At 38.0% G+C, this 25,963-nt stretch carries 18 protein-coding genes; 4 read left to right on the top strand and 14 right to left on the bottom strand.

All coding sequences use genetic code 11. The features are described 5' to 3' along the window. Nucleotides 1-26: 26 nt before the first annotated feature. The 4 genes from H9565_RS10205 to H9565_RS10190 all read right to left on the bottom strand — a co-directional run bounded on the left by H9565_RS10205 (nucleotide 27) and on the right by H9565_RS10190 (nucleotide 6,881). Nucleotides 27-716 carry a helix-turn-helix domain-containing protein gene (locus H9565_RS10205; protein ID WP_215439250.1) on the bottom strand — a complete coding sequence of 230 codons (690 nt, stop codon included), beginning with the start codon at nucleotides 714-716 and terminating at the stop codon, nucleotides 27-29. A gap of 254 nt (nucleotides 717-970) precedes the next feature. Beyond that, nucleotides 971-1,762, bottom strand: coding sequence for an IclR family transcriptional regulator (locus H9565_RS10200; RefSeq protein WP_215439248.1), 792 nt, complete (start codon nucleotides 1,760-1,762; stop codon nucleotides 971-973). Nucleotides 1,763-1,852: 90 nt separating this feature from the next. Then, nucleotides 1,853-3,496, bottom strand: a complete 1,644-nt coding sequence (locus tag H9565_RS10195) for a tetratricopeptide repeat protein (RefSeq protein ID WP_215439247.1) — start codon at nucleotides 3,494-3,496, stop codon at nucleotides 1,853-1,855. Between the two features lie 4 nt (nucleotides 3,497-3,500). Then, on the bottom strand, nucleotides 3,501-6,881 hold the full coding sequence (locus H9565_RS10190) for a VCBS repeat-containing protein (RefSeq protein ID WP_215439245.1): 3,381 nt from the start codon (nucleotides 6,879-6,881) through the stop codon (nucleotides 3,501-3,503). Nucleotides 6,882-7,072: 191 nt separating this feature from the next. Between H9565_RS10190 and H9565_RS10185 the strand changes: the two genes are divergently transcribed. Continuing rightward, nucleotides 7,073-7,657, top strand: a complete 585-nt coding sequence (locus H9565_RS10185; protein ID WP_215439243.1) for a transglycosylase domain-containing protein — start codon at nucleotides 7,073-7,075, stop codon at nucleotides 7,655-7,657. A 2-nt stretch (nucleotides 7,658-7,659) separates the two neighbouring features. Here the strand turns inward: H9565_RS10185 and H9565_RS10180 are convergent, their stop codons facing one another. The 10 genes from H9565_RS10180 to H9565_RS10135 form a co-directional block, all read right to left on the bottom strand. Then, nucleotides 7,660-8,940: an FG-GAP repeat domain-containing protein gene (locus H9565_RS10180; protein WP_215439241.1), complete on the bottom strand. Its 1,281-nt coding sequence runs from the start codon at nucleotides 8,938-8,940 to the stop codon at nucleotides 7,660-7,662. A 324-nt stretch (nucleotides 8,941-9,264) separates the two neighbouring features. Continuing rightward, nucleotides 9,265-10,878, bottom strand: coding sequence for a RagB/SusD family nutrient uptake outer membrane protein (locus H9565_RS10175; protein ID WP_215439239.1), 1,614 nt, complete (start codon nucleotides 10,876-10,878; stop codon nucleotides 9,265-9,267). Between the two features lie 31 nt (nucleotides 10,879-10,909). Continuing rightward, complete coding sequence (locus H9565_RS10170) at nucleotides 10,910-13,927, bottom strand: SusC/RagA family TonB-linked outer membrane protein (protein ID WP_215439237.1); 3,018 nt, start codon at nucleotides 13,925-13,927, stop codon at nucleotides 10,910-10,912. Between the two features lie 658 nt (nucleotides 13,928-14,585). After that, nucleotides 14,586-16,190, bottom strand: a complete 1,605-nt coding sequence (locus H9565_RS10165) for a sulfatase (RefSeq protein ID WP_246560480.1) — start codon at nucleotides 16,188-16,190, stop codon at nucleotides 14,586-14,588. 173 nt (nucleotides 16,191-16,363) lie between these two features. Continuing rightward, complete coding sequence (locus tag H9565_RS10160; protein WP_215439235.1) at nucleotides 16,364-17,248, bottom strand: phytanoyl-CoA dioxygenase family protein; 885 nt, start codon at nucleotides 17,246-17,248, stop codon at nucleotides 16,364-16,366. A 64-nt stretch (nucleotides 17,249-17,312) separates the two neighbouring features. Beyond that, nucleotides 17,313-18,107 carry an alpha/beta hydrolase gene (locus tag H9565_RS10155; protein WP_215439233.1) on the bottom strand — a complete coding sequence of 265 codons (795 nt, stop codon included), beginning with the start codon at nucleotides 18,105-18,107 and terminating at the stop codon, nucleotides 17,313-17,315. 6 nt (nucleotides 18,108-18,113) lie between these two features. Continuing rightward, nucleotides 18,114-19,232 carry a Zn-dependent alcohol dehydrogenase gene (locus H9565_RS10150; protein ID WP_215439231.1) on the bottom strand — a complete coding sequence of 373 codons (1,119 nt, stop codon included), beginning with the start codon at nucleotides 19,230-19,232 and terminating at the stop codon, nucleotides 18,114-18,116. A 21-nt stretch (nucleotides 19,233-19,253) separates the two neighbouring features. Continuing rightward, the gene (locus H9565_RS10145; RefSeq protein WP_215439229.1) at nucleotides 19,254-20,510 is read right to left on the bottom strand and encodes an NAD(P)/FAD-dependent oxidoreductase; all 1,257 of its coding nucleotides are present in this window, start codon (nucleotides 20,508-20,510) and stop codon (nucleotides 19,254-19,256) included. Nucleotides 20,511-20,516: 6 nt separating this feature from the next. Further along, nucleotides 20,517-20,825 (bottom strand): 2Fe-2S iron-sulfur cluster-binding protein, encoded by a 309-nt coding sequence (locus H9565_RS10140; protein ID WP_215439227.1) that lies wholly within the window; start codon nucleotides 20,823-20,825, stop codon nucleotides 20,517-20,519. A gap of 5 nt (nucleotides 20,826-20,830) precedes the next feature. After that, nucleotides 20,831-21,994: a cytochrome P450 gene (locus H9565_RS10135; RefSeq protein ID WP_215439225.1), complete on the bottom strand. Its 1,164-nt coding sequence runs from the start codon at nucleotides 21,992-21,994 to the stop codon at nucleotides 20,831-20,833. Nucleotides 21,995-22,180: 186 nt separating this feature from the next. On the opposite strand from H9565_RS10135, the gene H9565_RS10130 reads away from it, so the two are divergent. From H9565_RS10130 to H9565_RS10120, 3 genes are all read left to right on the top strand, one after another. Continuing rightward, nucleotides 22,181-23,020 carry an AraC family transcriptional regulator gene (locus tag H9565_RS10130; protein ID WP_215439223.1) on the top strand — a complete coding sequence of 280 codons (840 nt, stop codon included), beginning with the start codon at nucleotides 22,181-22,183 and terminating at the stop codon, nucleotides 23,018-23,020. A 170-nt stretch (nucleotides 23,021-23,190) separates the two neighbouring features. Further along, nucleotides 23,191-24,732 (top strand): alpha-L-fucosidase, encoded by a 1,542-nt coding sequence (locus tag H9565_RS10125; protein ID WP_215439221.1) that lies wholly within the window; start codon nucleotides 23,191-23,193, stop codon nucleotides 24,730-24,732. A gap of 174 nt (nucleotides 24,733-24,906) precedes the next feature. Beyond that, nucleotides 24,907-25,923, top strand: coding sequence for a zinc-binding alcohol dehydrogenase family protein (locus H9565_RS10120; protein ID WP_215439219.1), 1,017 nt, complete (start codon nucleotides 24,907-24,909; stop codon nucleotides 25,921-25,923). Nucleotides 25,924-25,963 lie beyond the last annotated feature (40 nt).

Raw genomic sequence — 25,963 nt, 5'->3', positions numbered from 1 at the left:
TATAATTAAATATACCTATTTCTTTACTAACTGGCACTGCTTAACATGCTATAATCAGAAGGTGAAGTACCATAAAATCTTCTGAAACACTTACTAAAATAATTGGGGTCACTAAACCCTACTTGATAGCTTACCTCCGCAATGCGCAATTGCCCTTTTTCTAACAATTCACCAGCCCTTAAAAGCCTTATATTCTTCATATAATCTTTAGGCGCATGACCTGTAAGTTTTTTTAATTTTCTAAAAAACGTAGACCTACTTGTATTCATATCAAAAGAAAGGTCATCTACCCAATAGGTATCATCGGACATATTCTCTTCCATAAAAAGCGTAATTCTATTCAAGAATTCCCTATCACGCACACTTAAAGACGAAACCTCCGCCTCCTTTTTTTCTAAGAAAGTTTTCTGAACGCTAATTTCCTTAACTGTGTTCTTTTTTTCAGACTTCTCCTTAAATACACGCAACCGCTTAGTTGAGCCTTCTCCAATCTCCGTTTCCAAAACTTTCAACTTTACACCTAATGAGTTCAATGCACCCAATATTATTGCCGGCATATTCAAACCCTTATTGAATACTCCGTTATATACAGGTACATCGGCTCCACAATCGTCTATAAAATCAACTTTTATGCGTAGTTCTCCATTTTCGAACACTCCCTCACCATTTTCAATAGTACTAGGAGCATTCTTTTCATTTAAAATAGTTGCTTCCATGTGGTGTTGTTTTTGATTCAAATATGAAACTAGTTTCTTATTTGAATCAAAAATATATAAAAATTTGACATATCCATATATTTGGATGCTATTTTTTTAAGATTTCCTTCACAAACCCCCTAAAAAACATCAAATTCTTGCACACGAGACCATTAGCGTTGAAAAACACTAGAAAAAATAACAAGAAAAAATTACAGAATAATACCCTAAAGGTCTATGACCTTAGGACTATCTAAGAAAATAAATTATGATAATCAATGGGTTAGATACCCCAGTTTTGTAGAAATCTCCAATGCGTATTGCTTAACGATTTTGCCCTTGGCCTCAAATTCCGATGCCGGGAGACGTCCATAAGGAGCTGTAATCCATAGTGCGGCAACTGGGTAACCGTGTTCATTAAAAATGGGAGCGCCTACACAGTTTATTCCCTGTATGTCTTCACTGTTATCCACAGCAAAACCCTTGGCCTTAACCTCTTTAAGAACGGTTTTATATTCCTTTTTAGAAGTAATTGTGTTTTCGGTATATTTTCTTAACGTTTTTCCCCTTAATGCTTCATCTGCCTCTTCTCCAGAAACATTGGCCAGAATACATTTACCTCCTACGGAGCTATGTAAATCAAATTGGGTTCCCGGTTCTACAAAAAGTTTTACGGGATGCGAAGAAGGTACTTGTTCCAAGATAGTACCCGTAGCCCCTAAAAGCACGCCCAGCATTACCGATTCTTTTAACTCATCGCGAAGCGCACGCATTACGTCTATGGACTGCTCTACTATACTCTGCTCGTTCATGGAGGAAATTCCCAGGGTGAGCATTTTTCTAGAGAGTGTAATTTTCTTTGTTGTTTCGTTTTTCTGAAGATAATTTTTAAAAATCAAAGTGCTTACGATACGAAAAGCACTGGACTTTGTAATGGAAAGTGCTTCTATAATTTCCGCAAGGGTCAACCCCTTGGTGCGGGTAGCCAACAATTCTATAATAGACAAACCTCTTTCTAAATTGGGGACATTATAAGTTGATTTTATCTCTACTTTCGCTTTCTTCATTACAAAATATTATACCCGCAATTTAACACTCTTCTTGGTATTTTGATAAAAAATCTCCCTAACATGAAAAGCATTTTCATTATAACCTACCTATATAGACGATATATATTCCTCTAAATTGACCGACCTATCGAGTTTCATTTTCTTTCGTAACCTATACCTAGTGGTGTGCACCGATTCTACAGAAATACCTAAAAGCCTAGCCATTTCCTTACTGGAAAAATTGAGTTTAATCAAAGCACATATTTTTTGGTCTGCCTGACTTAATTTGGGGTAAAGTGTTGTTATTTTAGTATAAAAATCTTGGTTTACCGCAGTAAATCTCAATCTAAATTCTTCCCAATTATCATTTTTATTGTGAGAAATAGATTTTAAAACTTGTTTAATTTCTGGCTTATCTACGCTCCCTTCCGCTTCTTTTAGACGCTCTGCGATTTCTTTTAAGAATTCATCTTTCTCAACCATTTGCAAAGCAGTAACTGCCAATTCTTTGTTCTTTAAGGCTAGAAGCTCTTTACCTTTTTTAATTTCCAGCTGCTTGTTTTTCCTAATAAGTTGCTTTTCTGCCAGATGTCTGGATTTTTGATATTTAAAAAATATAATCCCTATAATAATCAAGAAAACCAAAGAACCCATTAAAATTATTCGTTGCAACATGTAGATTTCATCTGCTTGCTCTAATTTTTCTAAACGTTCCTTTTGAACTAAGCGTTCCTGCTTTTCTTTTTCAACCCTAAATTCATCCTTGATTTCCAACAAACTTTGATTTATTGCCGTTCTGCTATCAAAAAACTGAGCATCTATTTCTTTAGCCTTTTTTTGATTTTTAAATGCTTTTTCAAACTCTCCGTTTTCTTCAAACAGAGTAGCTAACTTTTCATGTACCAAAGAAGAAAAATCAACGTGACTGTTATATTTACTGGACACTTCCAAAGCTTTTTTATAATACAATTTTCCTTGTCCGAAGTTGGATAGATTCGCATAAACATCGCCCATATCAGAATATACCAAAACCAAATAGGAAGGCCTATTTTCTATAAACCAAGGCTCTACTTCTTCTAATATTTCTAGAGCCTCTTCATTTTTGTTACTCTCTGAAAGCTGAAAGGCTTTTTCAAAATTAAGGTAAGCCATAGGTAACTGACCTCTTACAGGGGCATAGTGACTGAAACAGCTATCTAAATAAACCTTTGCCATTTCCGTCTGGCCCAATACACGATGTGTTGCACTCAACAGATAGTAGTTCATTACCAAATCCGCCTCTTGTAGCCGTCCCTTTTCTACTAGTTTTCGATTAATATTTAGCGATGTCTGTAAATATTCCAAGGCTTGATCTTTCCGCTTAAAAAAACTGTATAGCCTTCCCAGCCAATTATAAACAGAAGCCTTTAGTTCATCATTTTTAGATTTATCCGCTAAGAATAATGCAAACCAAAGCGTATCATAAGATTTGGTGTAATCTACGTGCTGCCCATAAATAAAAGGCATTTCGAGCAAGGCTTTTACGGCATTTACCGTATCTCCTTTTTTTAAAAATTCCTCATGCTTATCTTGTAGAAGTACCAAAGCACTATCCGGGTTATCACGTCTTAGTTTTTTGGTTTCGCTAAAAAATACTTCTACCAAAGAATCATTTTCTTTCTGAAAATCATCTTGTGCAACCATGTTTTCCGTTGCCAAAAAACCCAAAAAGAAAAATGAGAAAAACCGTATAATTATTGTAAACAGCCGCATACTTTTAATTGGTCACGGTATTTACCCTAAACAAATCGTGAAGGTCATTATTATTGATTACTAGTAGATATCTGTCTTTTTTTGTACTCAAACTCGTTATATTCCTAACATCTTTATCGGCAAAAAAGCCAGACTGTAAGCTATTAGTATAGCGGAATTTTCCCTTACCATTACCTTTCAAGAAACTTCCTACCCCTGCATCGGATCGTGTAGTTTCTACTTCGGACTGATAATTATTACCGGCCAATACTAAATCCTTAAGACCATCACCGTCAAAATCTTCAAATAAAATACTGTTAATAGGCGCTATTTGCAATCTATTTTCAAATGGCTCAAAACTGAACCTATCACCATCGTTCTTAAATATTCCCGACCTAAACTCTGTAGCCTTATAGTGGAGTGCGGTCTGCAGGCCTTCGCCCATTATTCCCTTTAAATCCTTACTAGCAAAATCAGTATAAGTTGGTATGGTTTGCGCTAAATGCGGTAACTGCTGAGTCATACACCCCTTACCCCTAACCGGAACCTGTTTGCCATGATATTCCTTGGCAAGAATAACATCTTCAGATCCATTCATATCAAAATCTGATGTGTAGATTTCAAACGGTTTCTCATAAGAAGCGTGAAATTTTGAATTGAGGCCTAAATTGCCTGCAACAATATCTTTATCACCATCCCCATCTATATCTTCAACTAAGAGCTCGTTCCACCAACCTACTGCATTTGCCAATTCTGGGTATGCGTCACTACGCTTAAGTTTATTGTTCTTATTTAGAAAAACCTGAATTCCCATCCACTCTCCGCTTATTACCAAATCTACTTGTTGATCATTGTTTATGTCAATCCATTTAGCGTCAGTCACTAAACCTAACCCTAGTAATTCAGGGGCCAACCTATCATTTTGTATCGTAAATTTACCTCCATCATTAATCAAAAGTAAGCTGCTTGCAGGATGCGGATATTTGCCCGTAATAAGTCTTCCGCCTATAAATAAATCAATATCGCCATCATTATCATAATCAGATGGCACTACTACAGAACCGGAGATACCAACTTCAGGAATTGCATTTTCAGCTTTCCTGAAATTTCCCTTACCATCATTCAAATACAACCTATCTACCAACATCCTTGGGTTTTCTTTAAACTCATAACTACCGCTAGCTACATAAAGATCATTATCCCCATCTCCGTCTGCATCAAACAAAGCGGCGCCAATATCTTCATACCCCTTATCACCTATAAGAGCTTGGGAAGCTATATTCTTAAATGAACCCGATGTATTTACCAGTAGCCGCCCTGTTTGCTCTCTTCCCCCGCCAATGAATATATCTTCTTGCTCATCTCCATTAACATCTCCTTTTGCCAAAGCGGGACCCAGTTGTGATAATTTATGGGGTAGAAGAACCTGCAAGTCAAAGTCATTGAAGTACGGATCTGAATGATGGTAATCAAAAGTGACTTTGGTAAAAAGTAAATCTCCCGTACTTTTCTCATTTACTTTAGTTTCCGCTAAGCGATAATTCAACTGCAAGGATTGATTGGCATCAACATTTTTCAATTCCTGAATTTTTCCGTCAGGCCAAATAACCTCCAGCCGTTTTACGGATAAATGTTTCCCGAGACCGAAGTAAAGGGAGCTTGGAACAGAGGACAAAAAACCTCTTGTTGGCGTAACTTGGCGTGTTTGCTTTGTACCATCATCAAAGTATAAGTTTACGGTAGCGCCAACTCCAAAAGTATTATTTCCGGCAGCAATCAGGTCTAACTCCAAATAGTGCTTACGCTGATTATCAACGGCTCTATTTTCTAAAAAAGTAGCTTTATCGTTTATGTTATTTACAACTATATCCAGATCTCCATCATTATCAAAATCTGCATATGCAGCTCCATTAGAAAATGAGGGCGCACTATCTACCCAAGATTCACTTGTGTCCTCAAAAGTTAAATCCCCATTATTCCTAAAGAAAAAATTCCTTAGTTTTTGTTGTGGTAGCATCTGTGCAAATTTTAGAAAATCCTCATCCGTAGGTTTTCTTTTGTTGGTTCGTAAAATTTCTAAAATTTCATTGTTTTTATCTCGGTCAATAACATCTCTAAACACACCGTTAGTAATGAAAACATCATTAAAACCATCCAAGTCAAAATCAGCAGACAAAAGTGCCCAACTCCAGTCTGTATTGGCTATACCGGCCATATTTCCAATCTCACTAAAAGCACCATTACCGTTGTTGACCTGTAACATATTATGCATGTATTGGTGGTGATACCCATTTTCTACCATGTTTTCAAAATCCGCCACAGATGTCATGGCCATGGTAGTTTTAGACCGCACATAATCTTGCGGGTTCATATCCAAGGTCATTAAATCCAGAAGCCCATCATTATCAATATCTGCCATATCACTACCCATGCTATTAAAGGACATATGCTTAAACAATTTATCCCTAGACTCAGTAAAAGTCCCATCCCCATTATTGACGTAAGCCAAATCAGGCACATTAAAATCATTGCTGATATAAATATCGTCCCAACCATCATTATTTAAATCGCCCACTTGAGGATTCAAGCCAAAACCTATATCATAAAGCAGACCGGCTTTCTTGGAGATATCCGTAAAATGTCCCGTTCCATCATTCTGATAGAGCCTATCACTTCCCTTTAAGTCTAAACTTTTAGGATCATTTTGAACTTTATTTAAATCTATTATTTCCGTTCTACTGGTTATATCCGGAGTGTTCGAAATATAAACGTCCAAATCATTATCCTTATCAAAATCAAAGAAAGTAGCCTGAATGGTTCTGTTGGCATCGGCCAGCCCCATTTCTTCGGCACGCTCCGTGAAAGAAACACCTGTTTCCCCAGAAAGTCCATTATTAATATAAAGTAGATTTTTGAATTTACCCTCTTCATCCTTCCATCCGCCTCTAGATACGTAGATATCTAAAAGTCCGTCTCCGTTAATGTCAACCATGGTCACACCAGTATTAAAACCAGGTTTTTGCTCAATACCTGCTACTTCCGTAATGTCTTTGAACTTGAGATTTCCCGTATTAAGATATAATTTATCATCAGATGAATTTGAGGTAAAATAAATATCATCATAACCATCATTATTAATATCCCCCACAGCAACACCTCCTCCAATATAGGTGTACATGTATTTATAGTAATTGGACTCTAATGATTCCTCCAAATGGTTTACAAAATCAATGCCTGTTTGTTCCGAAGATATTGAAGCGAACAAATACTCTTTTAGAGTTTTTTCACTTACCTTTTCTTTATCGTCTTTCGTGTTTCCACACGAGAAAAAAGCTAGAGAAACCAAGCTTGAAAAAATATAAAAAACTGAACTTTTTAGCCCGTAATTTATTTTGGAGAGAACCATAAAAAATAATTTAAAAAATTTGCTGGTTTGTTCCCCACAAAATACAAAGTTTAATGCTAAAAGCCTTATTCTATAGCCATTTTTATAGATTAAAGCAACCTCTATTTGACCGGTCTATAATTTGGTGATAAATTGATAATTAATTAGATTCGTTTTCTGCATAAAACCATCCGAGCTAAAGAATAAATATCATGACTTCAAAGAAAAAAATACTGAAATCTGCTTTTTTTGTATTGGTCATTTTTCTCGTGATTTTTATTGGTTACTATTATTATTTGAGGAGCACTTGGGATAATTTTATTAGTGAAAAAGAATTGACAGAATTTGTTACCAAAGTAAAGTTCGCAAAAGAGTTACCGGACCAATTTTATGAATTGTACGAACAAGAACACCCCCAAATTTTAACTTCTAGCTTAAATCAACAATTAGGGAAAGGTTTTTTTTCAAAAGACTTTATCAAAAGCCCAAGCCTTTTGGCCGCTATGATTTCGGAATACAGCCGACAGGAAGAAGATACTACAAGATTGTCAAACAAAAAGGCTTACGTTCTAGCTTGGAAATTAGAAGAAGAGACAACTCAAAAAGAATGCTTGAATTGGGTTCTTGAAAATTATAAATTTGACCTCTACATCCATGGAATAAATGAGGTTGCCAATTTTTATTACAAGAAAGAAGTTTCTAAACTTAGCGAAAGGGAGCTTAAAGACATCATCGCATTAATGCGCAAACCTAGTATTATAAATGTTCCTGATCGGTCTAATGAGGATTTGCATTAAACTCAATGCAAAGTGTTTTCTAATCTTACCCAGGAAATATTTTGATTACTAGAAATACTTGACTCCTTTGGCCCAATATCCAAATTAAACGCTCCTAAAAAAAGGTCTAAATCACCATCAGTATCATAGTCTTTTACATCTATTGTTTGCCATCTAAAATCTGGTAGACCATCAATAGATTTTGGTGTGAATTTTAATTCTCCTTCATTTAATAAAAGTTGAACACTTTTAAAATTTGAATCTGTAAAATTGCCAAAATTTGAAATTGCAACAATATCGTTATATCCATCTAAATCAAAATCTTCTACCACTACTTTACTTACTCCGTGAATAGGATGGAAATAATCTTCAGTAAACCTTTTATTGCCTTTATTCAATAGAACCCGTACTCCATGAAAATTTTTAAGAACCGTAGATAGGTCTGAATTGTCACCATTACCTATAATAATATCCTTTAGCCCATCACCATTCATATCTCTTAATTGAAAATCTACAGAGCCAAAGGCTGGTTGAAATTGAACCACTTTTTGACCACTAAAGATATTATTCTCGTAATCCCAAATCATGATATATTCATGTTCTTGAGCAAACAAAACCACAATTTCATCTTCATCATCGTCGTCCATATTAGCCATTTGCACCTTTATTGCTCCGGACAAAGGATGAATTATCTTTTTGCTGTAAGTTCCATTTTTTAAATTCTCGAATAGAGAAAAATCACCAATATTGTTGCCATAATTACATATAAATACATCATCATATCCGTCAGAATTAACATCATGAATTAAAAAATCTACAGGTCTCCTTAAACTATCTATACTTTTACTGCCAATTTTTAATTTGCCGTTTGCCACATCGGACGGGTTCATGCTTCCAATGGTTAAAATATAATCCAGAGAATCCTTAAAGGCTATCTTAACCGGCGGACTTTCCAATTTCTCAGTGTTAAGGATTCGGCCTTCGTTATCTGCCGTAAGTAACTCAGAAGAACTAGCATTCCCCAAAAAAACTTTTTGTTTTTTACTGTCATAAAAAGTCATGGAAATAACAGATAGAGAATCATAAGAAAACAGATGCGTTTTGAACAAGCTGCTTATTTCTAGATTTTTAACCGAACGTTGCGAATAATCATTACTCGATTTATTTAAATAGTAATGAACTATTTTATCCCATTCTTCTTGAGTAAGCATAGGGTCCAAATTGATTTGAGTTCCCGAATTCTCATAACTATAAATTGGACCGTGGGACATACCCATTTTTAAGCCCATATTAGGTAATATCATTTCCCCCCAAATTCGCCGAGGCAAGATTAAAGGAGCCGGGTACATATGACATGATGCACAATGCACCTTAGCCAATTTCTCCCCTTCTTCGTGCCTATCCTTCTCGGTACAGCTCACTAGAAAACAAAAAGTTAAGATTCCAAAAATGATATTAACAATCCAATTAGTTATTACGTTCATTTAAAGTCTTTGATTTTTAAAAATTCTTGTTTGTTGTTACAAAAGGTTGCTCTAAAATAACGCTTGAATTTCCAATAAAAAGAAAAAACGGTAAGATTTAAAAAATCTTACCGTTTTACTCAAACTAACTCAACAAACTTTATCTTAATTAGCAAGATTAGGATTTTGTTCTATTTCTTGCAGCGGAATTGGCGCATAATAGTTATCTGTTCCCAATGACCCTAATATTGGGTTTTGCGCAGTGGTCAATGGTTTTGGCGAACCATTTCCATCGGCATCAAATTCAGTACCAATAGAAACTTGTGGGTTTCTATTTCCAAGAGCTTCTTGAACCTTTTCCTTACGTACCAAGTCATTCCAACGAATAAATTCTCCGGCAAATTCCCATTTTCTTTCAGTGAAGGCCAAATCTTGAATGGTACCATCGCTCGCCGTTAAATCACTTGGAGACATAGCATTGATATCTAAACCTTCTGCTCTTCTATGCACCATATTCAATGCCTCCCAAGCATCAGCTCCAGCTGTACCAGCTTCACCTGAAGCTTCAGCATATATCAATAGAACCTCTGCATATCTCATATACAAATCACTTCTAAGGGTTTGGAATTGAGCCCAATCTCCATCTGCCAAGTCTCCAACAATTTTTCTTAAAATAGGGTTTTGTTGATCTTTAAATTCTTCCCAACGCAGCATTTTCGTAGGAGCCTCTAAATTAATAGCTCCATCATCACCAACAGGTAATTCTGCATAATAGGTAGCCTCTTTTCTTGCTCCCTCTGGCATATCCTCAAAAAATCGAATTTCAGCAAATGTTTCTTGCCAACCATTAAGACCTGGATCAGAAGGAAGGCCTAATTTGCCCATTTTACGGTTCGTTAAATTTCCAGCAGCATTGCTATATGCAATAGTGAAGACTCCTTCTTTGGTAAATCTGCCAGCCAATGACCATAGTTTAGCCAAATCTGGTTCTAATCCAAAATTATGTGCCGATGCATTATCCATAACCATTTTTGCACTTGAAGCGGCCATTGCATATTTACTTTGATCCTTTAATGGAAAACCTGCCCAGTCCATATATAATCTTGCCAAAAATGCTCTTGCCGTTCCACTGCTAGGTCTAGTTGAACCTACATTTGTACTTTCAGGTAATCTTGCCTCCGCTTCCAAAAGGTCGCTTTCTATTTGTTCAAATACCTCAAGCTGAGAAGCTAATGGAGGCTGTTGGAACGGATCAACCTCTAGAACCAAAGGAATTCTTCCATGAATACGCATTAAATGATTGAACATGATGGCCCTCAGAAAATAAGTTTCCCCTATTAACCTCTCTTGTTTATTAGGGTCCGGGTCAGATAAGGTAACCCCTTCTATACTTTGAAAAACTGTATTTGCAGCACGTATCATTTCATAAACACCTTCCCAGTTTGTTAAGGTTCTTGAGTTTTCAGGAGTTACAAAACGTTGATCATACTCTCTAAAATCTGCCTTGTTACTGGCCACGTGGGTAGTGATATCATCTCCTGACCAACCGTTCACATAAAAAGTTGACATCCATGCCGCCTTGTTCAACTTACCATATATACCGGTAACCCCCAATTCTAGCTGTGGCATAGAACTATAGGTAACCACCTGTAACTGCGAAGCTGCAGGGTTTTCTTCAAGATCAAACTGCTCACAGCTACTGAGCCCAAGTACTACGGCCAACAGACCTAAGAGGCTCAATAGCTCTTTTATTGACTTATATATTTTTATTGTTTTCATATTTATGATGTATTTTTCTATTAGCTATTTATTAGAATCCAACTTTTACCCCTAAGGTGTATGTTCTAGGGTTAGGATAAGCCCCAACGTTTATACCAGGAGCCACATCTGCGTTTCCTTCTGCCGTTCTTCTAGATGATAACTCCGGATCATATCCGCTATAGTCGGTAATAAGAAATAAGTTCTGTCCACCACCATATATCTTAATTGAAGTATCTCCCAACCAAGATACATTTCTTAAAGTATACCCAATGGTAAGGTTACTTAACCTTATGAAATCTCCTTTCTCAACATATTTAGAAGAATTGAATAATTGCACAGTGGCAGGAACATCTGTTTCGTTACTAGCTGTCCATTGGTTTACTTGTTCCGATGCTAAAAAACTTCTTGAATCTCCAGCTCCACCGGTAATCTGCGCTTGCATTAAATTATAAACGTCAAAGCCGTGAACACCATTGAGGAAAATGTTCAGGTCAAAGTTTTTGTACGTAATAGTGTTATTGAAACCCCAAGTTAGATTAGGTGTACCATTTCCTATGGCTCCAAAGACAATTTCTCCATCTTCATCCCTTAAGTATTTAGCATCGCCTGGTACTTTTCCAAATGCTGCTGCATCAGTAGCTTCTGAACTCTTCCAAGTACCTAGAAAGGTAGCCCCTTGAAACTGCCCTAATGGCTCTCCCAATTCTATAATATTGGCAACTCTAGCCTGCCCGCCAGGAACTTGTACTAAACCTTGTATTTGTTCTAGATCATTGAACAACTGGGTTACTTCGTTCTGAACATATGAACCTGCCAAATTCGCATTCCAAACAAAATCATCAGTTTGAATAATATCGTAGCCCAAGGAAATATCAATACCATAATTTTCAACTTCTCCAACATTTTGAAAGACTGTTCCGCCACCATTAGTTCCGGAAACAGGAACCTCAAGTAGCAAATCGGAAGTAAGTTTTTTGAAACCATCTATACTCAAATTACCTCTACCGTTATCAAACCCAAGGTCAATTCCTACGTTGGTTTGTGTTGTTGTTTCCCAAGTAAGTTCTTCATTTGCAAAACTAGTAATGAACGTTCCCGGATTTGGAGCTCCGCCATCAAAGGCATAAATGTTGCCAGCTAAATTGGCAAAAGTCCCATAGGTATCAATACCTTGGTTCCCTACCTGACCCCAACCGGCCCTTAATTTTAAATTACTAATAAAACCAGTACTTTGCGATGGGTTAATAATGCTATATCCTGCAGCTACAGAAGGAAAGAAACCCCATTTATTACCAGTTCTAAAAACCGATGTACCATCGTAACGCCCTGTAGCGGTAATCGATAAATTATCATTCAAGACATATTCAGCCCTTAGCATGAAAGAGGATAATTCCCTTTCCGAAAAATTGTTGTTTATTGAAAAACCTTCTCCTGTTTCCGCAAAGTAAAATCCATTTGGCAATAAAAGATTATCCGCATTATAGCTATTAAAAGATGTCTTGTTATTAGAGTATTCTTGAACCCCTGTCAGTTTAATATCATGAATATCACTAAATACCTTCTGCCAAGTAAATATATTACTCAATTGAAATGATGTAAACTTATTTGTACTAAAGTTTGCCGCAGGAGTGTCATTACTATTTTCTACAGTATACCGTTCTACATTTAAGTTGTTAACTTGTGTACCGGCCACCATAGTATAACTAAAATTCTCATTAAATTTATAATTTACATTTAGCGTACCGCTTAAACGCTCATTTATATCAGCAACATCAGTTTCATTCAATGTTAGAACGGGGTTTAAATTTAATGAACCGATCCCCCTTATGGAACGTCTATTATAATTTCCGTTAGCATCATAAATTGGTGTAGTTGGATCCCATGTTAATGCTTTTGCAATTATACTTCCTTGACCATTGCCGAATCTCTCAAAGTTATTTTTTGTCTCACCCCTAATACCAAAAATATTAAAACCAACTTTTAACCTATCATTGACTTGAGCCTCTAAATTTGACCTTACCGATAATTGTTGATATCCGGTATTAATTACAATTCCTTCTTCATTCCTATAATTTCCTGATAAGAAATAACGAAGCTTACCTTCTGAATCTGCGCCGTTTGCGGAGATTTGTAAATTTTGGCTAAAACCAGTTCTCAAAACTTCGTCCTGGTATTTTGTACCTCCGCCATTAGATAAATTTGAAATTTCAGCGTCGGTAAATGTAGGGTTCTGACCAATATTCAATTTTCGCAAATTTTCTATTCTGGCAAATTGAGCTACATCGTCAGCTAAAGTTGGTAAGTTATCCGGCACCTGTGAAACCGTTGTAAAGAAATCCACATTTAGTTTCCCTCTACCTGATCCTCTTTTTGTAGTTACAAGAATTACACCATTAGAACCTCTCACACCATAAATAGCAGTTGCAGAAGCATCTTTTAATACATCCATAGAAGCTATATCATTAGGGTTCAGTGTACTTAAATCCCCTCCTAAAACCCCATCAATAACTACTAATGGGTCGTTGTTTCCTGTAATAGAATTCACCCCTCTAATACGCACTTTAATTCCTGCACCAGGGGCACCATTTGCTTTAGCAACCGTTACACCTGCCGCCCTACCCTGTAAGGCTTCATCTACTCTGGTCAGAGGTTGATTTTCAAACGACTCTGATGTCACACGGGCAACTGCACCGGTAACATCCTTTTTCTTTGTTGTTCCGTAACCTATTACAATAACCTCTTCTAGTTTACTGGCATCTTCCGCTAACTGAACATTCATAGATGTTTGATCACCAACGGCAATACTCTTTGTTGCGTAACCTATATAAGATATTACCAAGACGTCGGTAGCAGATGCTTCTATGGCAAAATTTCCGTCAAAATCTGATTGTGTCCCATTTGTGGTTCCTTTTACCAAAATATTTGCCCCGGGAACAGGGGTGCCGTTCTCATCTGTTATATTACCTGTTACATTCTGCTGCGCATACAGCCCTTGCATGCTTACAGTTATTAGAAAGAGTGCCAAAAGACAACTTTTTCGTAATAATAATTTTAAGTGTTTTTTCATAATCGTTCTTTTGTTTAAATAGTTTGAGTTAATAGAATTTGGTTATTTAGCATGCTTGCCGTTGTTTAATTTCTTAAATATTCCTTAAAAGAAAGTTAGCATTTTTTTGCCTTCAAAACTAAGAATACCGCAACAACACATAGGTGAAATTATGAATATTGAGTATTCATTCGTCATTATCATCCTAGACAAAAACTAGACAGATGTAATAATTTATGATTTTCCAATAGCAAAATCAAATCAATATAAATCCTTCTTTTTAATTTTGAACCACTACAACAATTCAAAATGATTCCAACATAAAAATCTGATAAACAATATTTTACAAACAAATTACTACATCTTACTTTAAAAAAATCATTCATTCATCGTTGCCTACATTCGAAAAAAAACATAGAATTTATCACAACAAAAAAATTGAAAACTAATTACAATTAAACTTAATACTAGACAATACTAGATTATAGCTGATGATTAACCTATCGTAGCACTATTTTACCTTTTGAACATATGTTGTGCTAATTTTGGTATTTACTATATGCAAATATTATGTTAACGAACCATATCCTTGTCAATAGAACAAAAAAAGGAGGCGAAAATCGCCTCCTTTTCCTAAATCGCTTATTTTAAATTGTTTAAACCTTAGACCGGTTTCATTTTAGTCATTGGTAACTTTGCTGCCCCACCAATCATTTTTTGGGTCAAAATCCGGAGAGAGAAATTCCAGTCTTTGTTGTTCTAGTGATGGCAATTTTTTGTCTACTATTTTCTTGAGATTGGCATTTTCCTTTTCCATACTATACTCAGGGTCTTTTGATGGATAACGAGCTCCAACTTCGTCTAAATAGGCAAACATTTCTTCGCTTAACTGTTTTTGTAAATCCGGACGGTCTTTAACAACATCAGTCAACTCTTCTATATCATCCTTTAAATTGTAAAGCTCTTCTCTATCATCTTCATAATAGTGAATCAACTTCCAATCGCCTTTTCTTATCACCGAAGACGGTTCTCCTCCCTGATTACCGTAATGTGGGTAATGCCAGAATAAAGGCCGCTCCCCTATGTTCTCACCTTTAAGAATTGGTAATAAACTTTTTCCATCTATATGTTGTTTCGGTTTTAAATCAACTCCGGCAATATCCAAAATGGTGGGGTAAAAATCTGCTCCGGTAACAGGTTCGGAAGAAGATGCGCCACTTTTCAATAACCATGGAGCTTTAATGAAATACGGCTCACGAATACCTCCTTCAAACTGATAGCCCTTTCCTCCTCTTAGCGGTAGGTTTGATGTTGAAAACGCATCTCCAGCGGAAACCCCTCCGTTATCAGAAGTAAAGACTACCATTGTATTTTTATCTAACCCTAAAGAATCCAACGTTTGTAGAACTCTCCCCACAGCATCGTCCATAGTCTCTACCAAGCCTGCATAAATAGGATTATCCTGTACTTGGCGTATTGGAAGGAATTTTGCCATTTTGTATCCTGTATCGGCTATACCGTTTTCCACTGCTTTTTTCTGATACTTTGCCCATTTCTCTTTGGTGGTCTGTATGGGCCCATGAACGGCATAAAAAGAGAGATAGGCAAAAACTGGCTGACCTGTTTTGGTTGGGTTGTTCTCTTTAAAAAAGTTTACGGTTTCCTCCGCTAAACGCATGGTTAAGTTCTCGCCATCTTTATGATGCTCCAAATTTGGGTTGATAAAAGGTGCAAAATAACCTCCATTGGGACTACCTACATCCCATCCGCCTCTATTGATATCAAAACCATGGTCTTCCGGCCACGACCCCTTTTCTCCTAAATGCCATTTTCCAGCAAAGAAAGTCTTGTACCCAGCTGCTTTCATAGCTTCGGGTAAAGTTATAGCCTCCGCCGGCAGATTATGCTCGTATTCAGGAGGAAGCAATTTATTAAAGCGACCGGCCTTGCGCCAATCCGTTCCTGTTTTAGCTCCAATCCAATCGGTAATACCATGTCTGGCGGTAAAAGTCCCCAGCATAATACTGGCTCTAGACGGGCTACAAACCCTACTAGTTGCATAGCCATTGGTAAAATTCATCCCCTCGTTGGCAATTCTATCAATGTTGGGAGTTTCGTAGAATTTACTACCTGAAACACTCAAGTCATGATACCCGTAATCATCTGCTAAAATGAACAACACATTGGGCTTAATGGCTGTTTCTTCAACTTTCCTTTCATTGTTCTTGCAACTTGTCAGAACCATACCGGTTACTGCGAGAACAGAGCAGAGAAAATGCTTCATATCTTTCTGAAAATTTTATGGTGAAATCTTTTACAAGAGGAAAGATACTAAATAATAGTATTGTCAATTTTTGACATCTACAATTTCACTATAGTGGAAAAAGTAATTTAGACCCGAAGTAACAATTCATAAAATAAAACTGCCCCATTAATAGGGGCAGTTTTATCAGAACTCTATTTTTTATCGAAAAGAAGAGGGAAGAATTTTCCATCCATTTTTTCTCCTTTAGGCACCTTAATGGGTGTCCCCCTGAGCATTTCCCCATCGGTATCACTAACGGTGCCATCTGCGAACACATTCAAAACAAAAGCTCTTCTGCTAAAATTGGACTTGTTCTCGTAGGAACCATGAATCATTAAAGGGTGATGGAAAGAAGCATATCCTTTTTTGAGCTCAATGGGCACAGGGTTAAAATTTGCTTTTTGCTCATCGGTCATAAATTCCATAAGACCTTCCATTTTTCCTGCAAGTTCCGGCTTTTGCAAAAGTCCCCATTTATGACTTTTGGGCACATAGTAAAGACAGCCGTTTTCGGTGGTGGCATCATCAAGGCCTGTCCAACATGTTAAATGTTGCATAGGCACGGTTCTGACCCAAAAAGAATAATCTTGGTGCCACGCTACTACGCCACCATGGTTTGATGGTTTACAGAACAACTGATCATGCCAAAACCTGACATTACTATTACCAAGTAATTGACTTGCGGCCATCGTAAAAGCTGGGTTCCATAACAAATCATGAAAACCTTCTGTAATTCGCCAGTGTCCTAAAGAATGAAAAAGCACCGTATTGGGATCCGTAGATTGGTTTCCGTGAAACTCATAAAAAAGTCCGTGTGCAGGGTGTTTGGGGTCACGGATTTCCTCCAGTTCCTTTCTCAACACCTCAATCTGGGTATCATCTAACAATTTTATTCCCGAAACATAGCCATACTCGTGAAAATGTGCTACTTGTTCATCACTAAGCCTATACTGTTCCCATTCCTCGGGCGTTCTTGGTTGCTTAAAAAGGTCTGAAATCAATTCGTGACGATTAGCCAAATCTTTTACTATTTGCATTACCCGTGGTTTTTAAATTATAAATCAATTATTTATATAAATCCTTTAAATCGTTCTTTATTCACTATTTACAGTGTAATGCAAAAAAACGTAACGTATCCCTAACATGTTCACTCCAATACACCCATTCATGGGCTCCTTCAAATTCTTCGTAGACGTGGGGTATATGGTTCTCTTTCAATTGCTGGTGCAACTCGCGATTGAACCCTATAAGTTGGTCTTCGGTGCCACAATCAAATCGTAATTTTGGCAGCCTATCACGGTTCTGGTCTATCTGTCCCCACACAGAGTTTTCCTTGGTATTTTCTTGATAGTAATTCTCCAACGGCTCTTCTACAAAAAGGTTCATTTGCTCAGCATCCGTAATGGACGAATGCCCTGAAATGGCCTTAAATCTATTGGCGTATTTTACCCCTAAACGCAAGGCTCCAAAGCCTCCCATGGAAAGCCCGGAAATGAACAATTCCGATTTTTTACTAACGGATGGAATATTCTCGATAACAGCGTTAGGCACATCATCTACAATCCAACTTTCAAAATCTTTTTGATTATGCGGAAGATAACCGGAACCATCTCCCCAAAGTCCGTCTGAGGGCATAGCTATCACCATAGGCGGAATCTCTCCTTTTTGCATCATCTCAAGGGCTGAAATATGTACTCCCGCCTTTTGAGACCATACCCAAGCACTGCCATAAACTCCGTGTAACAAAATTACAAGTGGTAGATTTTCTAGGTCCGCCATTGGTGGCACAAACACACAAATATCCCCTCTTCCCTTTAATTTATTAGTCTTAACGGTTATAAACCTAAGGTTTCCACTCTCGTAAGCAGCATCTGAAATTTCGGTGGTTCTAAACATGTTTTTCTAATCGAAAACTATTACTCCTTTTGCATTTTTACCCGCCAACATATCGTCTAGGGCTTGTTGCAAATCATCTAGTTTATATTCTTTCGTAATCATTTCATCCAATTTCAAGTCGCCCTTCTTATAAAGTCGAACTAATTTTGGAAAGTCTATTTGAGGTCTACATTTTCCATAAAGCGGATTGATGTATATTTTATCCCATTCAAAAAGACGCATATCAATGGTGATATCTTCTTCTATACCACTAACCTGAACGGCCGTTCCGGCATTACGTACCATTGCCAAGGGTGCCGCTCCCAAAGCTGGAATAGCAGTACACTCAAAAGCATAATCGGCCCCACGACCACCAAGCATGGTTTTTACTTGCTCTGCAACATTGGCCAAACCTATATCTTCTTTATCCGCCAAAATAACATCCGTAGCACCAAACTGTTTGGCAAGCTCTAGTTTATTGGGGTTGATATCTACCGCTATAATTCTACCAGCTCCTGAGATTTCACAGGCATTGATTACATTAAGCCCAACTCCACCACAACCTAATATTACGGCTGAGCTTCCTGCTGCTAAATTTGCGGAGTTTACTACCGAACCGTAGCCGGTCATTACGCCACAACTGATAATACTTGCCGCAGAGAAATTCAAATTTTCCTCTTCTATTTTTACCACAGCAGATTCCTTGACCAAAGCATACTCACTAAGAGTACCCAAATTAAATGACCGTTCAATAGGTTTTCCCTCCCATTGGCTACCGTCTAAATGGGCATGACCAGGAGTATGACCGTTTCCACCGGCCACTACCGGAGAATTGTTTTCACATATATGCTGATTGCCCTCTTGACATTGAAAGCAGCTCCAACAAGGTGTGGCCCAGTTCAAAAGAACTTGGTCCCCTACTTTTAAACCTTTTATTCCTGAGCCTATTTTTTCTATAATTCCTGCACCCTCATGGCCCATTACAATTGGCTTTCCCCACGTAAGGGAATCATAGTCCGTATGACAAAGACCGGCGGCCTTTATTTTTATAAGCAGCTCGTCTGCCTTTGGTTCGGCAAGGGTTACGTTGGCAATAACAAAGGTACCGTCTCCTTTGGCAACTGCACTTTTTGATTGAATAGACATGTAGTATACTTTAATATATTGTTATTGAGCTATAAGGTTGGCCGGTTTAAACTCCGCCTTTGGATCGCTTAATTTTTCTTTATCGATTTTCTCTCCGCCTTTTATGAACTTTGTACCGTACACATAGGCTTTTGCATTGTTTACCGCATCTACGGACAAAAGTGTATCCCCTTTAAAATACCATACGGAAAAACAGTTTTTCTTATCTACTTCCTCACGTACAACTACCTGATTATAACCTTCGGAAAGACCTACCATTTGTAGTTTTACATCATATTGATCGGACCAAAACCAAGGTATAGCATTATAACAACATTCTTTACCGGCAATGGCAGCCGCAGCAATTTTAGCTTGGTCCACAGCATTTTGCACAGACTCCAACCGGATATATCTGTTGTAGTGTAAATTATGGTGAAACGTACAATCACCTATAGCATAAATAGATGCATCATTGGTCTGAGTCCTTTCATTTACGCGAATACCGTTCTCAATAGTCAAACCAGCCTTTTCGGCCAATTCCTTGTTTATGTGAATACCAACACCTACTACAATCATATCTGCCTCATAACTAGTCCCATCCGAACAGACCACCGTGTTTTGATTCTGATTGTTTTCTATGGAAATTACATTCTTTTCTGTCAGCACCGCAACATCATTATCCGAGTGAAGTTTCTGGAAAAAAGCGGACATTTGAGGAGCGGTAACTCGGGCGAGAATTCGTGACTCCCGTTCCAAAACCGTAACATCTGCACCCAAATTTTTGAGCGATGCAGCTGTCTCAAGTCCTATATACCCACCACCAATAATAACCACTTTAAGTGCCTTATTCGCAACTACTGTATTCCTAATATTGGCCACATCGGCCGCTGACCTAAGCGGAAAGAGGTTCTGAGCAGTATTTAACCCCGGTATCGGCGGCATAATGGGCCGCGCTCCCGTAGCTAACACTAATTTATCATAGGGTAATGCACTGCCATCGGCTAGATTAACAGTTTTGTTTTTGCGATCTATGGCATCCACCCAAACCCCAAGCCTAAGTTCAATATTCTCTTTTTTATAACTTTCTTTGGACTTAAGGAGGTTTTTCTCAATACCGTCCTCACTGGTTAAATATGCTTTTGATAATGGCGGCCTATGGTAGGGCAACGTTGGGTCTATATCTATTAAGGTTATAGACCCCTGCCAACCTTCCCGCCGCAGAACGAAAGCAAAGTTCACTCCAGCGTGACTCGCACCAATTACCACACAATTTTGAGTATGAGTTGTATTTTCAGACATTACAATTTATTTGGCCACTTTCAACACGACACCATCAATAGCATCTGTAATATCTATTTGGCAACAAAGACGGCTATATTCATCTGCATTATCATCAAGCTCAAGCATATCGGTCTCAATTTCGCTCGCGCTCCCTGTTTTATCCATATCATCTGGAGCTACATGCACATGACAGGTAGCACAAGAACAAACTCCTCCACAATCGCCATCAATTCCCGGCACTCCATTCTCAACGGCCAAGGCCATTACTGAACCGGAGGTTCCTTCTAAGGTTATTGTTTCTTCGTCACTGGTTATAAATGTGATTTTTGCCATGGTTGTTATTTTGTTAATGGGTTGAATTTCACATGAATACTGTGGAAACCTACTTTACGCTTAAAGTGATGCAAGTCTTCTATATTCTCCTTGCAATCAAATATTTCGAAGGAAGCCACTTTTTCCGCTAATGTCATAAGCAAAGTTTTCATTATCTGACGGGCATGTGTTGCCCCTAAACAGTTATGGTGACTAAAACCGAAGCCTACATGCGGATTGATTTTACGGTCCATTACAATTTCATTAGGATTCTCGAACACATTAGCATCCCTGTTGGCAGAGGCCCAACATAATGACACCCTGGTGTCTGCTTTTGCCGCATGTTCGCACACAAAAGTGTCTTCCGTAACTACACGCCCCATATGGGTAAGTGGAGAAAAATAACGAATCATTTCCTCAACGGTCTTTCCTGTAATTTCCGGCTCATTACGTAAACGCTTTAAAGACTCCGGATGTTCGGCCAAATAAGCAATGGCGTTGGTAACGGCATTTATAACCGTGTCCCTACCGCCCGCAAAAGTTAACACCATTACGCCCTTTACTTCTTCTTTAGTCAACTTACGACCTTCAAACTCAGAATCAAGAAGTATGGAATACATATCTCCCGTAGGGTTCTTACTGGCACGTTCTATTTCGGCATCTATATAATCATACAGAATATTTGCTTTATCGCCATCTAATGCCTCGCCTTCACTCCTAAAGACATGGGTTCCCCAAGAAATCCAAGTTTCAGACTCAGAATAAGGTGTATTTAAAAGTAAGGTTAGTGCCCGTGACTGTAGTTTTAACGCAAACTCGGTTACCACTTCAACTGAATCGTCTTGGAGCACGTCATCTACTAAACTTTTAATTTGTTCCGCTAACCTCTCTTGATATTCCGGTTGTAAAGGCCTTTTAAACCAAGGTTCTACCAAAGCTCTGTAAATACCATGAACCGGTGGATCTACCTCAAAAGGTATTTGGCGGGTTTCACGAATATTGACTTCCGAAGGCACAACGATCCGCCCAGGCACGGCACCGGATTGAAATGTTTTATAGTTATGTGCAGTTTTACGAACATCCTTATGACGTAAAAGCATGGTTACCGGGTCATTTTGATCATCCATCTCTCCATAACCCTTTGATTCTCTTTCGTTTTCAAATGGGTCGGGAAATTCACTTTTCTTCATATCAACGACATTAATTTAAGTATCGACATTTTGTGGAGCTACAAATTTGATTATTTCTTTAAGACTAATAATTGCCTTTTTTAGCAAATAAGTACCTTATTCTGTATCAATCCATTAAATTTTACGTAATTTGAAACAAAATAAACAACATCACCAAATCCCAGAACCCTATTTATCCTTAGCGATATGGAACCTATTTTAGAGCCCATACATTTAGATGATAAGCGTACCATTACCAGTTTTTATCATTCTAAAAAAGATTTTGATACGCCTTGGCATTTTCACCCTCAACACGAGCTTACCTATATAGAAGAAAGCGTAGGTACAAAGTTTGTGGGCGATTACGTTGGACCCTATGAGCCCGGTGAATTGGTTTTATTGCGGTCCAATCTTCCCCATTGCTGGAAGAACAACACAGAACAAAAAGGGTTGTCCAAATCTATAGTCATCCAATGGAATTTAGGTGTATTTCCTAAAGTTCCGGAATTGGCCTCGCTATTCCAAATGTTAAGGACTTCCTCCAAAGGCCTATTGTTCAATACTAAGGATACAGCCCCACTCCTATCCCGTTTAAAAAAATGCCCGGAACTAGAAGCGCATGACCTATATATAGAACTGCTCACAATTCTAGTAAAGCTATCCAGTTGTGGTTACAAGACGTTATCCAGTGCCAGTTTTACAGAAGACCTCCCTTCTGAATATGGTAATCGTATGGCACAAGTTCACGATTTTGTTAGTGCAAACTACAGCCGCAAAATTTACTTGAAAGAACTGGCCGATCTAGTGAACATGTCCGAACAGTCTTTTTCCAGATTCTTTACTAAAATGATGGGACGCCCCTTCTTTACTTTCTTAAACGAATACCGCATTAATATTTCTGCTAGAATGCTCTTGGACACTCATGATTCCGTCTCCCAAATAGCCTTTGCATGTGGTTATGAGAGCCTGCCTTTTTTCCACCGGCAATTCAAAAAATTCATGTGTTCTTCACCACTGTCTTACCAAAGAAAATACGCAAAGCCCTAAATTACTGCACTTTAACAACTCATCAAAAACACTACAAATCAAATATTTAACCATTTGTTATACTTATTTGAACAATTCGTTCTTTCGTTTGCGCTATTAAATTGCAATTTAGCAACTCATTAAAAGCGCCTGTGTCGCACATCACTAACCAACCTTATAAATTATTTTTAATGAATAAAGTATTCACACTTATATTGACCGGAGCTGTTCTTGCTTCATGTGGCTCAAAAACGGAGAAGAAGAAAGAAGAACCAGCAACCCAAGAAACTGCGGCTGTATACGAAGCCAACTGGGAATCCATTAAGAAAAACTATAAAGACCCGGAATGGTTCAATGATAGTAAATTTGGAATATTCATTCACTGGGGGGCTTATGCCGTACCTGCTTACGGATCGGAATGGTACCCACGCCAAATGTATATGGACACGGCCACATTCAGTGCCCAGCTAAACCTTGGTAAAAAAGGACCTAACGCAACATACCTTCACCATAAAAAAACATATGGTGACCAAAAGGAATTTGGTTATAAGGATTTTATACCCATGTTCAAAGCCGAAAAATTCGATGCTAAGGAGTGGATAGATATTTTTAAAAAATCCGGTGCTAAATATGTGATTCCTGTAGCGGACCATCATGATGGTTTTGCCATGTACAAATCCAACACAACCCGATGGAATTCAGTAGACATGGGCCCAAAACGTGATGTGTTAGGTGAACTTTTTAAAGAAGGTCGCGAGCAAGGTATGATTATGGGAGCGTCTTCGCACTATGCCTTTAACTGGTCTTTCTACAATAAAAAGGACAAGTTTGACACGACAGACCCACAATACGCAGACTTATACTCTCCAAAAGGAAAAGACCTTACCGAGCCTGTATCTGAGGAATTCAAAAAAATGTGGTGGGACAGAACCGTGGATCTAATCGATAATTATCAACCGGACATTCTTTGGTTCGATTTCTATTTGGATATCCCAGATTACAAAGAATACCGTCCTAAAATTGCCGCTTATTACTACAATAAAGGTATTGAATGGGGTAAAGAAGTAGTTATCAATGACAAGAACTTTGACCATGAAGCCTTTCCTGAAGGTACCGTAATCTATGATTTGGAACGTGGTAAGCTTCCTGGTATTAGAAAATTACCTTGGCAGACAGATACGTCCATTGGAAAGAATTCTTGGTGCTACGTAACCAATTGGGAGTCGCGCACAGCAAATAGTCTTGTTGACGATTTAGTTGATATTGTTTCTAAAAACGGAAACCTATTACTTAATGTAGGACCAAAAGCGGATGGTACCATCCCAGAGGACCAAAAAGAAATATTGTTTCAAATAGGCGATTGGTTAAAAGTTAATGGCGAAGCTATTTATGATACGGAGTACTGGAGCACATTTGGCGAAGGTCCTACCGAAGTTAAAAAAGGTCACCATAGCGAAGGTCAGAACAAAGACTTTACAGGCCAAGATATTCGTTTCACCAAAAAAGGCGATAAGTTGTATGCCATCATGATGGAATGGCCAGAAGGAAATAAAGTAGATATTAAGTCTTTAGGTAAAGCCAGTGAATATGGTAAAGACCTAAATATCAAAAGTGTAAAATTACTGGGTAGTGATGCTAAAATTTCCTTTGATGTGAAAGACGATGCGCTTTCAATTTCCAATCTTGGAAGTAAATCCGGAGATTTTGCACACGTGCTTGAAATATCGTTATAGCACCTTAATAAAGAAGTTAGTTGAGTTAGTTTTTTTTAATTTAGGAGCGCACCATAACGGTGCGCTCTTTTTCAGTAGTACACCAATTGCAATAGGTGTAGATTTCAAAAACTGGATAGTATTAAGAGAAATAACTTGTTTTCATATAAATGTGACCAAAAACAAATTAAACACATGAAATATATTGTATGCGAGAAGCCGGGAGAGTTCATTCTTAAAGAGAAAGATGAACCAACAAGAAAAGCCGGTGAAGCTATATTAAAAGTTAAAAAAGTGGGTATCTGCGGAACGGACTTACATGCCTATGCTGGTAATCAAGCCTTTTTTACCTATCCAAGAATCCTTGGTCATGAACTAGCCACGCAAGTAGTGGAAATAGATGAGAATCCTCAAGGTATTAAAGCGGGAGACAATGTTGTGGTTATGCCTTATGTAAGCTGTGGTACATGTATTGCCTGTAGAAACGGCAAAACCAATTGTTGTACCAACATTAAGGTACTAGGGGTTCATACAGATGGTGGCATGCAAGAAAAAATTACGGTTCCTACCAACTTGCTTATTCCCGCGCAACAATTAACAGATGACCAAATGGCCGTAGTTGAACCGTTGGCTATTGGAGCGCACGCTATACGTCGTGCCAATGTTCAACCTGGTGAAACCATTGTGGTAGTAGGTTGTGGCCCTATTGGTATAGGTATCATGAAATTGGCACAAATTGCCGGGGCAAAGGTAATTGCCATAGACATGAACCAACAACGTTTGGACTATGCTAAAAACGATATTGGTGTTGACTATGTTGTTCTAGGAGGAAAAGATGCTGTAGACCGAGTTTCTGAAATTACTAATGGTGATTTAGCTACTGCGGTTTTTGATGCAACAGGTCATAAAGGAGCTCTTGAAGCAGGCCCGGATTATATGTCACATGGTGGAAGATACGTTTTAGTTGGCCTTTCTAAAGGAGAACTGGTATTTACGCACCCTAAGATCCATGCCAAGGAAACAACTATTATGTGTAGTAGAAATGCTACTTTGGAAGATTTTGAACATGTTATTTCCGTTTTGGAAAAAGGCGAGTTTCCAATAGACTCCTTCATTACCCATAATGTTCCTTATACAGAAATGATTACCAACTTTGATGGCTGGTTAGACCCAGCTAACGGAGTTATCAAGGCTACTGTTGATTTTGAATAGACGTTCATCAACCAAACCATTAAGCACAGACAAAAGTAAA

The organism is Zobellia russellii, from assembly GCF_018728565.1.
Lineage (GTDB): Bacteria > Bacteroidota > Bacteroidia > Flavobacteriales > Flavobacteriaceae > Zobellia > Zobellia russellii.
The sequence above is the reverse complement of the archived record's forward strand: the minus strand, read 5'-3'. Positions and strand labels throughout refer to the sequence as shown.

What these genes read in the sequence shown, in the direction of transcription:
- H9565_RS10205 (WP_215439250.1), bottom strand. Translation starts at nt 716, where the DNA reads ATGGAAGCAACTATTTTAAATGAAAAGAATGCTCCTAGTACTATTGAA.
- H9565_RS10200 (WP_215439248.1), bottom strand. Translation starts at nt 1,762, where the DNA reads ATGAAGAAAGCGAAAGTAGAGATAAAATCAACTTATAATGTCCCCAAT.
- H9565_RS10195 (WP_215439247.1), bottom strand. Translation starts at nt 3,496, where the DNA reads ATGCGGCTGTTTACAATAATTATACGGTTTTTCTCATTTTTCTTTTTG.
- H9565_RS10190 (WP_215439245.1), bottom strand. Translation starts at nt 6,881, where the DNA reads ATGGTTCTCTCCAAAATAAATTACGGGCTAAAAAGTTCAGTTTTTTAT.
- H9565_RS10185 (WP_215439243.1), top strand. Translation starts at nt 7,073, where the DNA reads ATGACTTCAAAGAAAAAAATACTGAAATCTGCTTTTTTTGTATTGGTC.
- H9565_RS10180 (WP_215439241.1), bottom strand. Translation starts at nt 8,940, where the DNA reads ATGATATTACCTAATATGGGCTTAAAAATGGGTATGTCCCACGGTCCA.
- H9565_RS10175 (WP_215439239.1), bottom strand. Translation starts at nt 10,878, where the DNA reads ATGAAAACAATAAAAATATATAAGTCAATAAAAGAGCTATTGAGCCTC.
- H9565_RS10170 (WP_215439237.1), bottom strand. Translation starts at nt 13,927, where the DNA reads ATGAAAAAACACTTAAAATTATTATTACGAAAAAGTTGTCTTTTGGCA.
- H9565_RS10165 (WP_246560480.1), bottom strand. Translation starts at nt 16,190, where the DNA reads ATGAAGCATTTTCTCTGCTCTGTTCTCGCAGTAACCGGTATGGTTCTG.
- H9565_RS10160 (WP_215439235.1), bottom strand. Translation starts at nt 17,248, where the DNA reads ATGCAAATAGTAAAAGATTTGGCTAATCGTCACGAATTGATTTCAGAC.
- H9565_RS10155 (WP_215439233.1), bottom strand. Translation starts at nt 18,107, where the DNA reads ATGTTTAGAACCACCGAAATTTCAGATGCTGCTTACGAGAGTGGAAAC.
- H9565_RS10150 (WP_215439231.1), bottom strand. Translation starts at nt 19,232, where the DNA reads ATGTCTATTCAATCAAAAAGTGCAGTTGCCAAAGGAGACGGTACCTTT.
- H9565_RS10145 (WP_215439229.1), bottom strand. Translation starts at nt 20,510, where the DNA reads ATGTCTGAAAATACAACTCATACTCAAAATTGTGTGGTAATTGGTGCG.
- H9565_RS10140 (WP_215439227.1), bottom strand. Translation starts at nt 20,825, where the DNA reads ATGGCAAAAATCACATTTATAACCAGTGACGAAGAAACAATAACCTTA.
- H9565_RS10135 (WP_215439225.1), bottom strand. Translation starts at nt 21,994, where the DNA reads ATGAAGAAAAGTGAATTTCCCGACCCATTTGAAAACGAAAGAGAATCA.
- H9565_RS10130 (WP_215439223.1), top strand. Translation starts at nt 22,181, where the DNA reads ATGGAACCTATTTTAGAGCCCATACATTTAGATGATAAGCGTACCATT.
- H9565_RS10125 (WP_215439221.1), top strand. Translation starts at nt 23,191, where the DNA reads ATGAATAAAGTATTCACACTTATATTGACCGGAGCTGTTCTTGCTTCA.
- H9565_RS10120 (WP_215439219.1), top strand. Translation starts at nt 24,907, where the DNA reads ATGAAATATATTGTATGCGAGAAGCCGGGAGAGTTCATTCTTAAAGAG.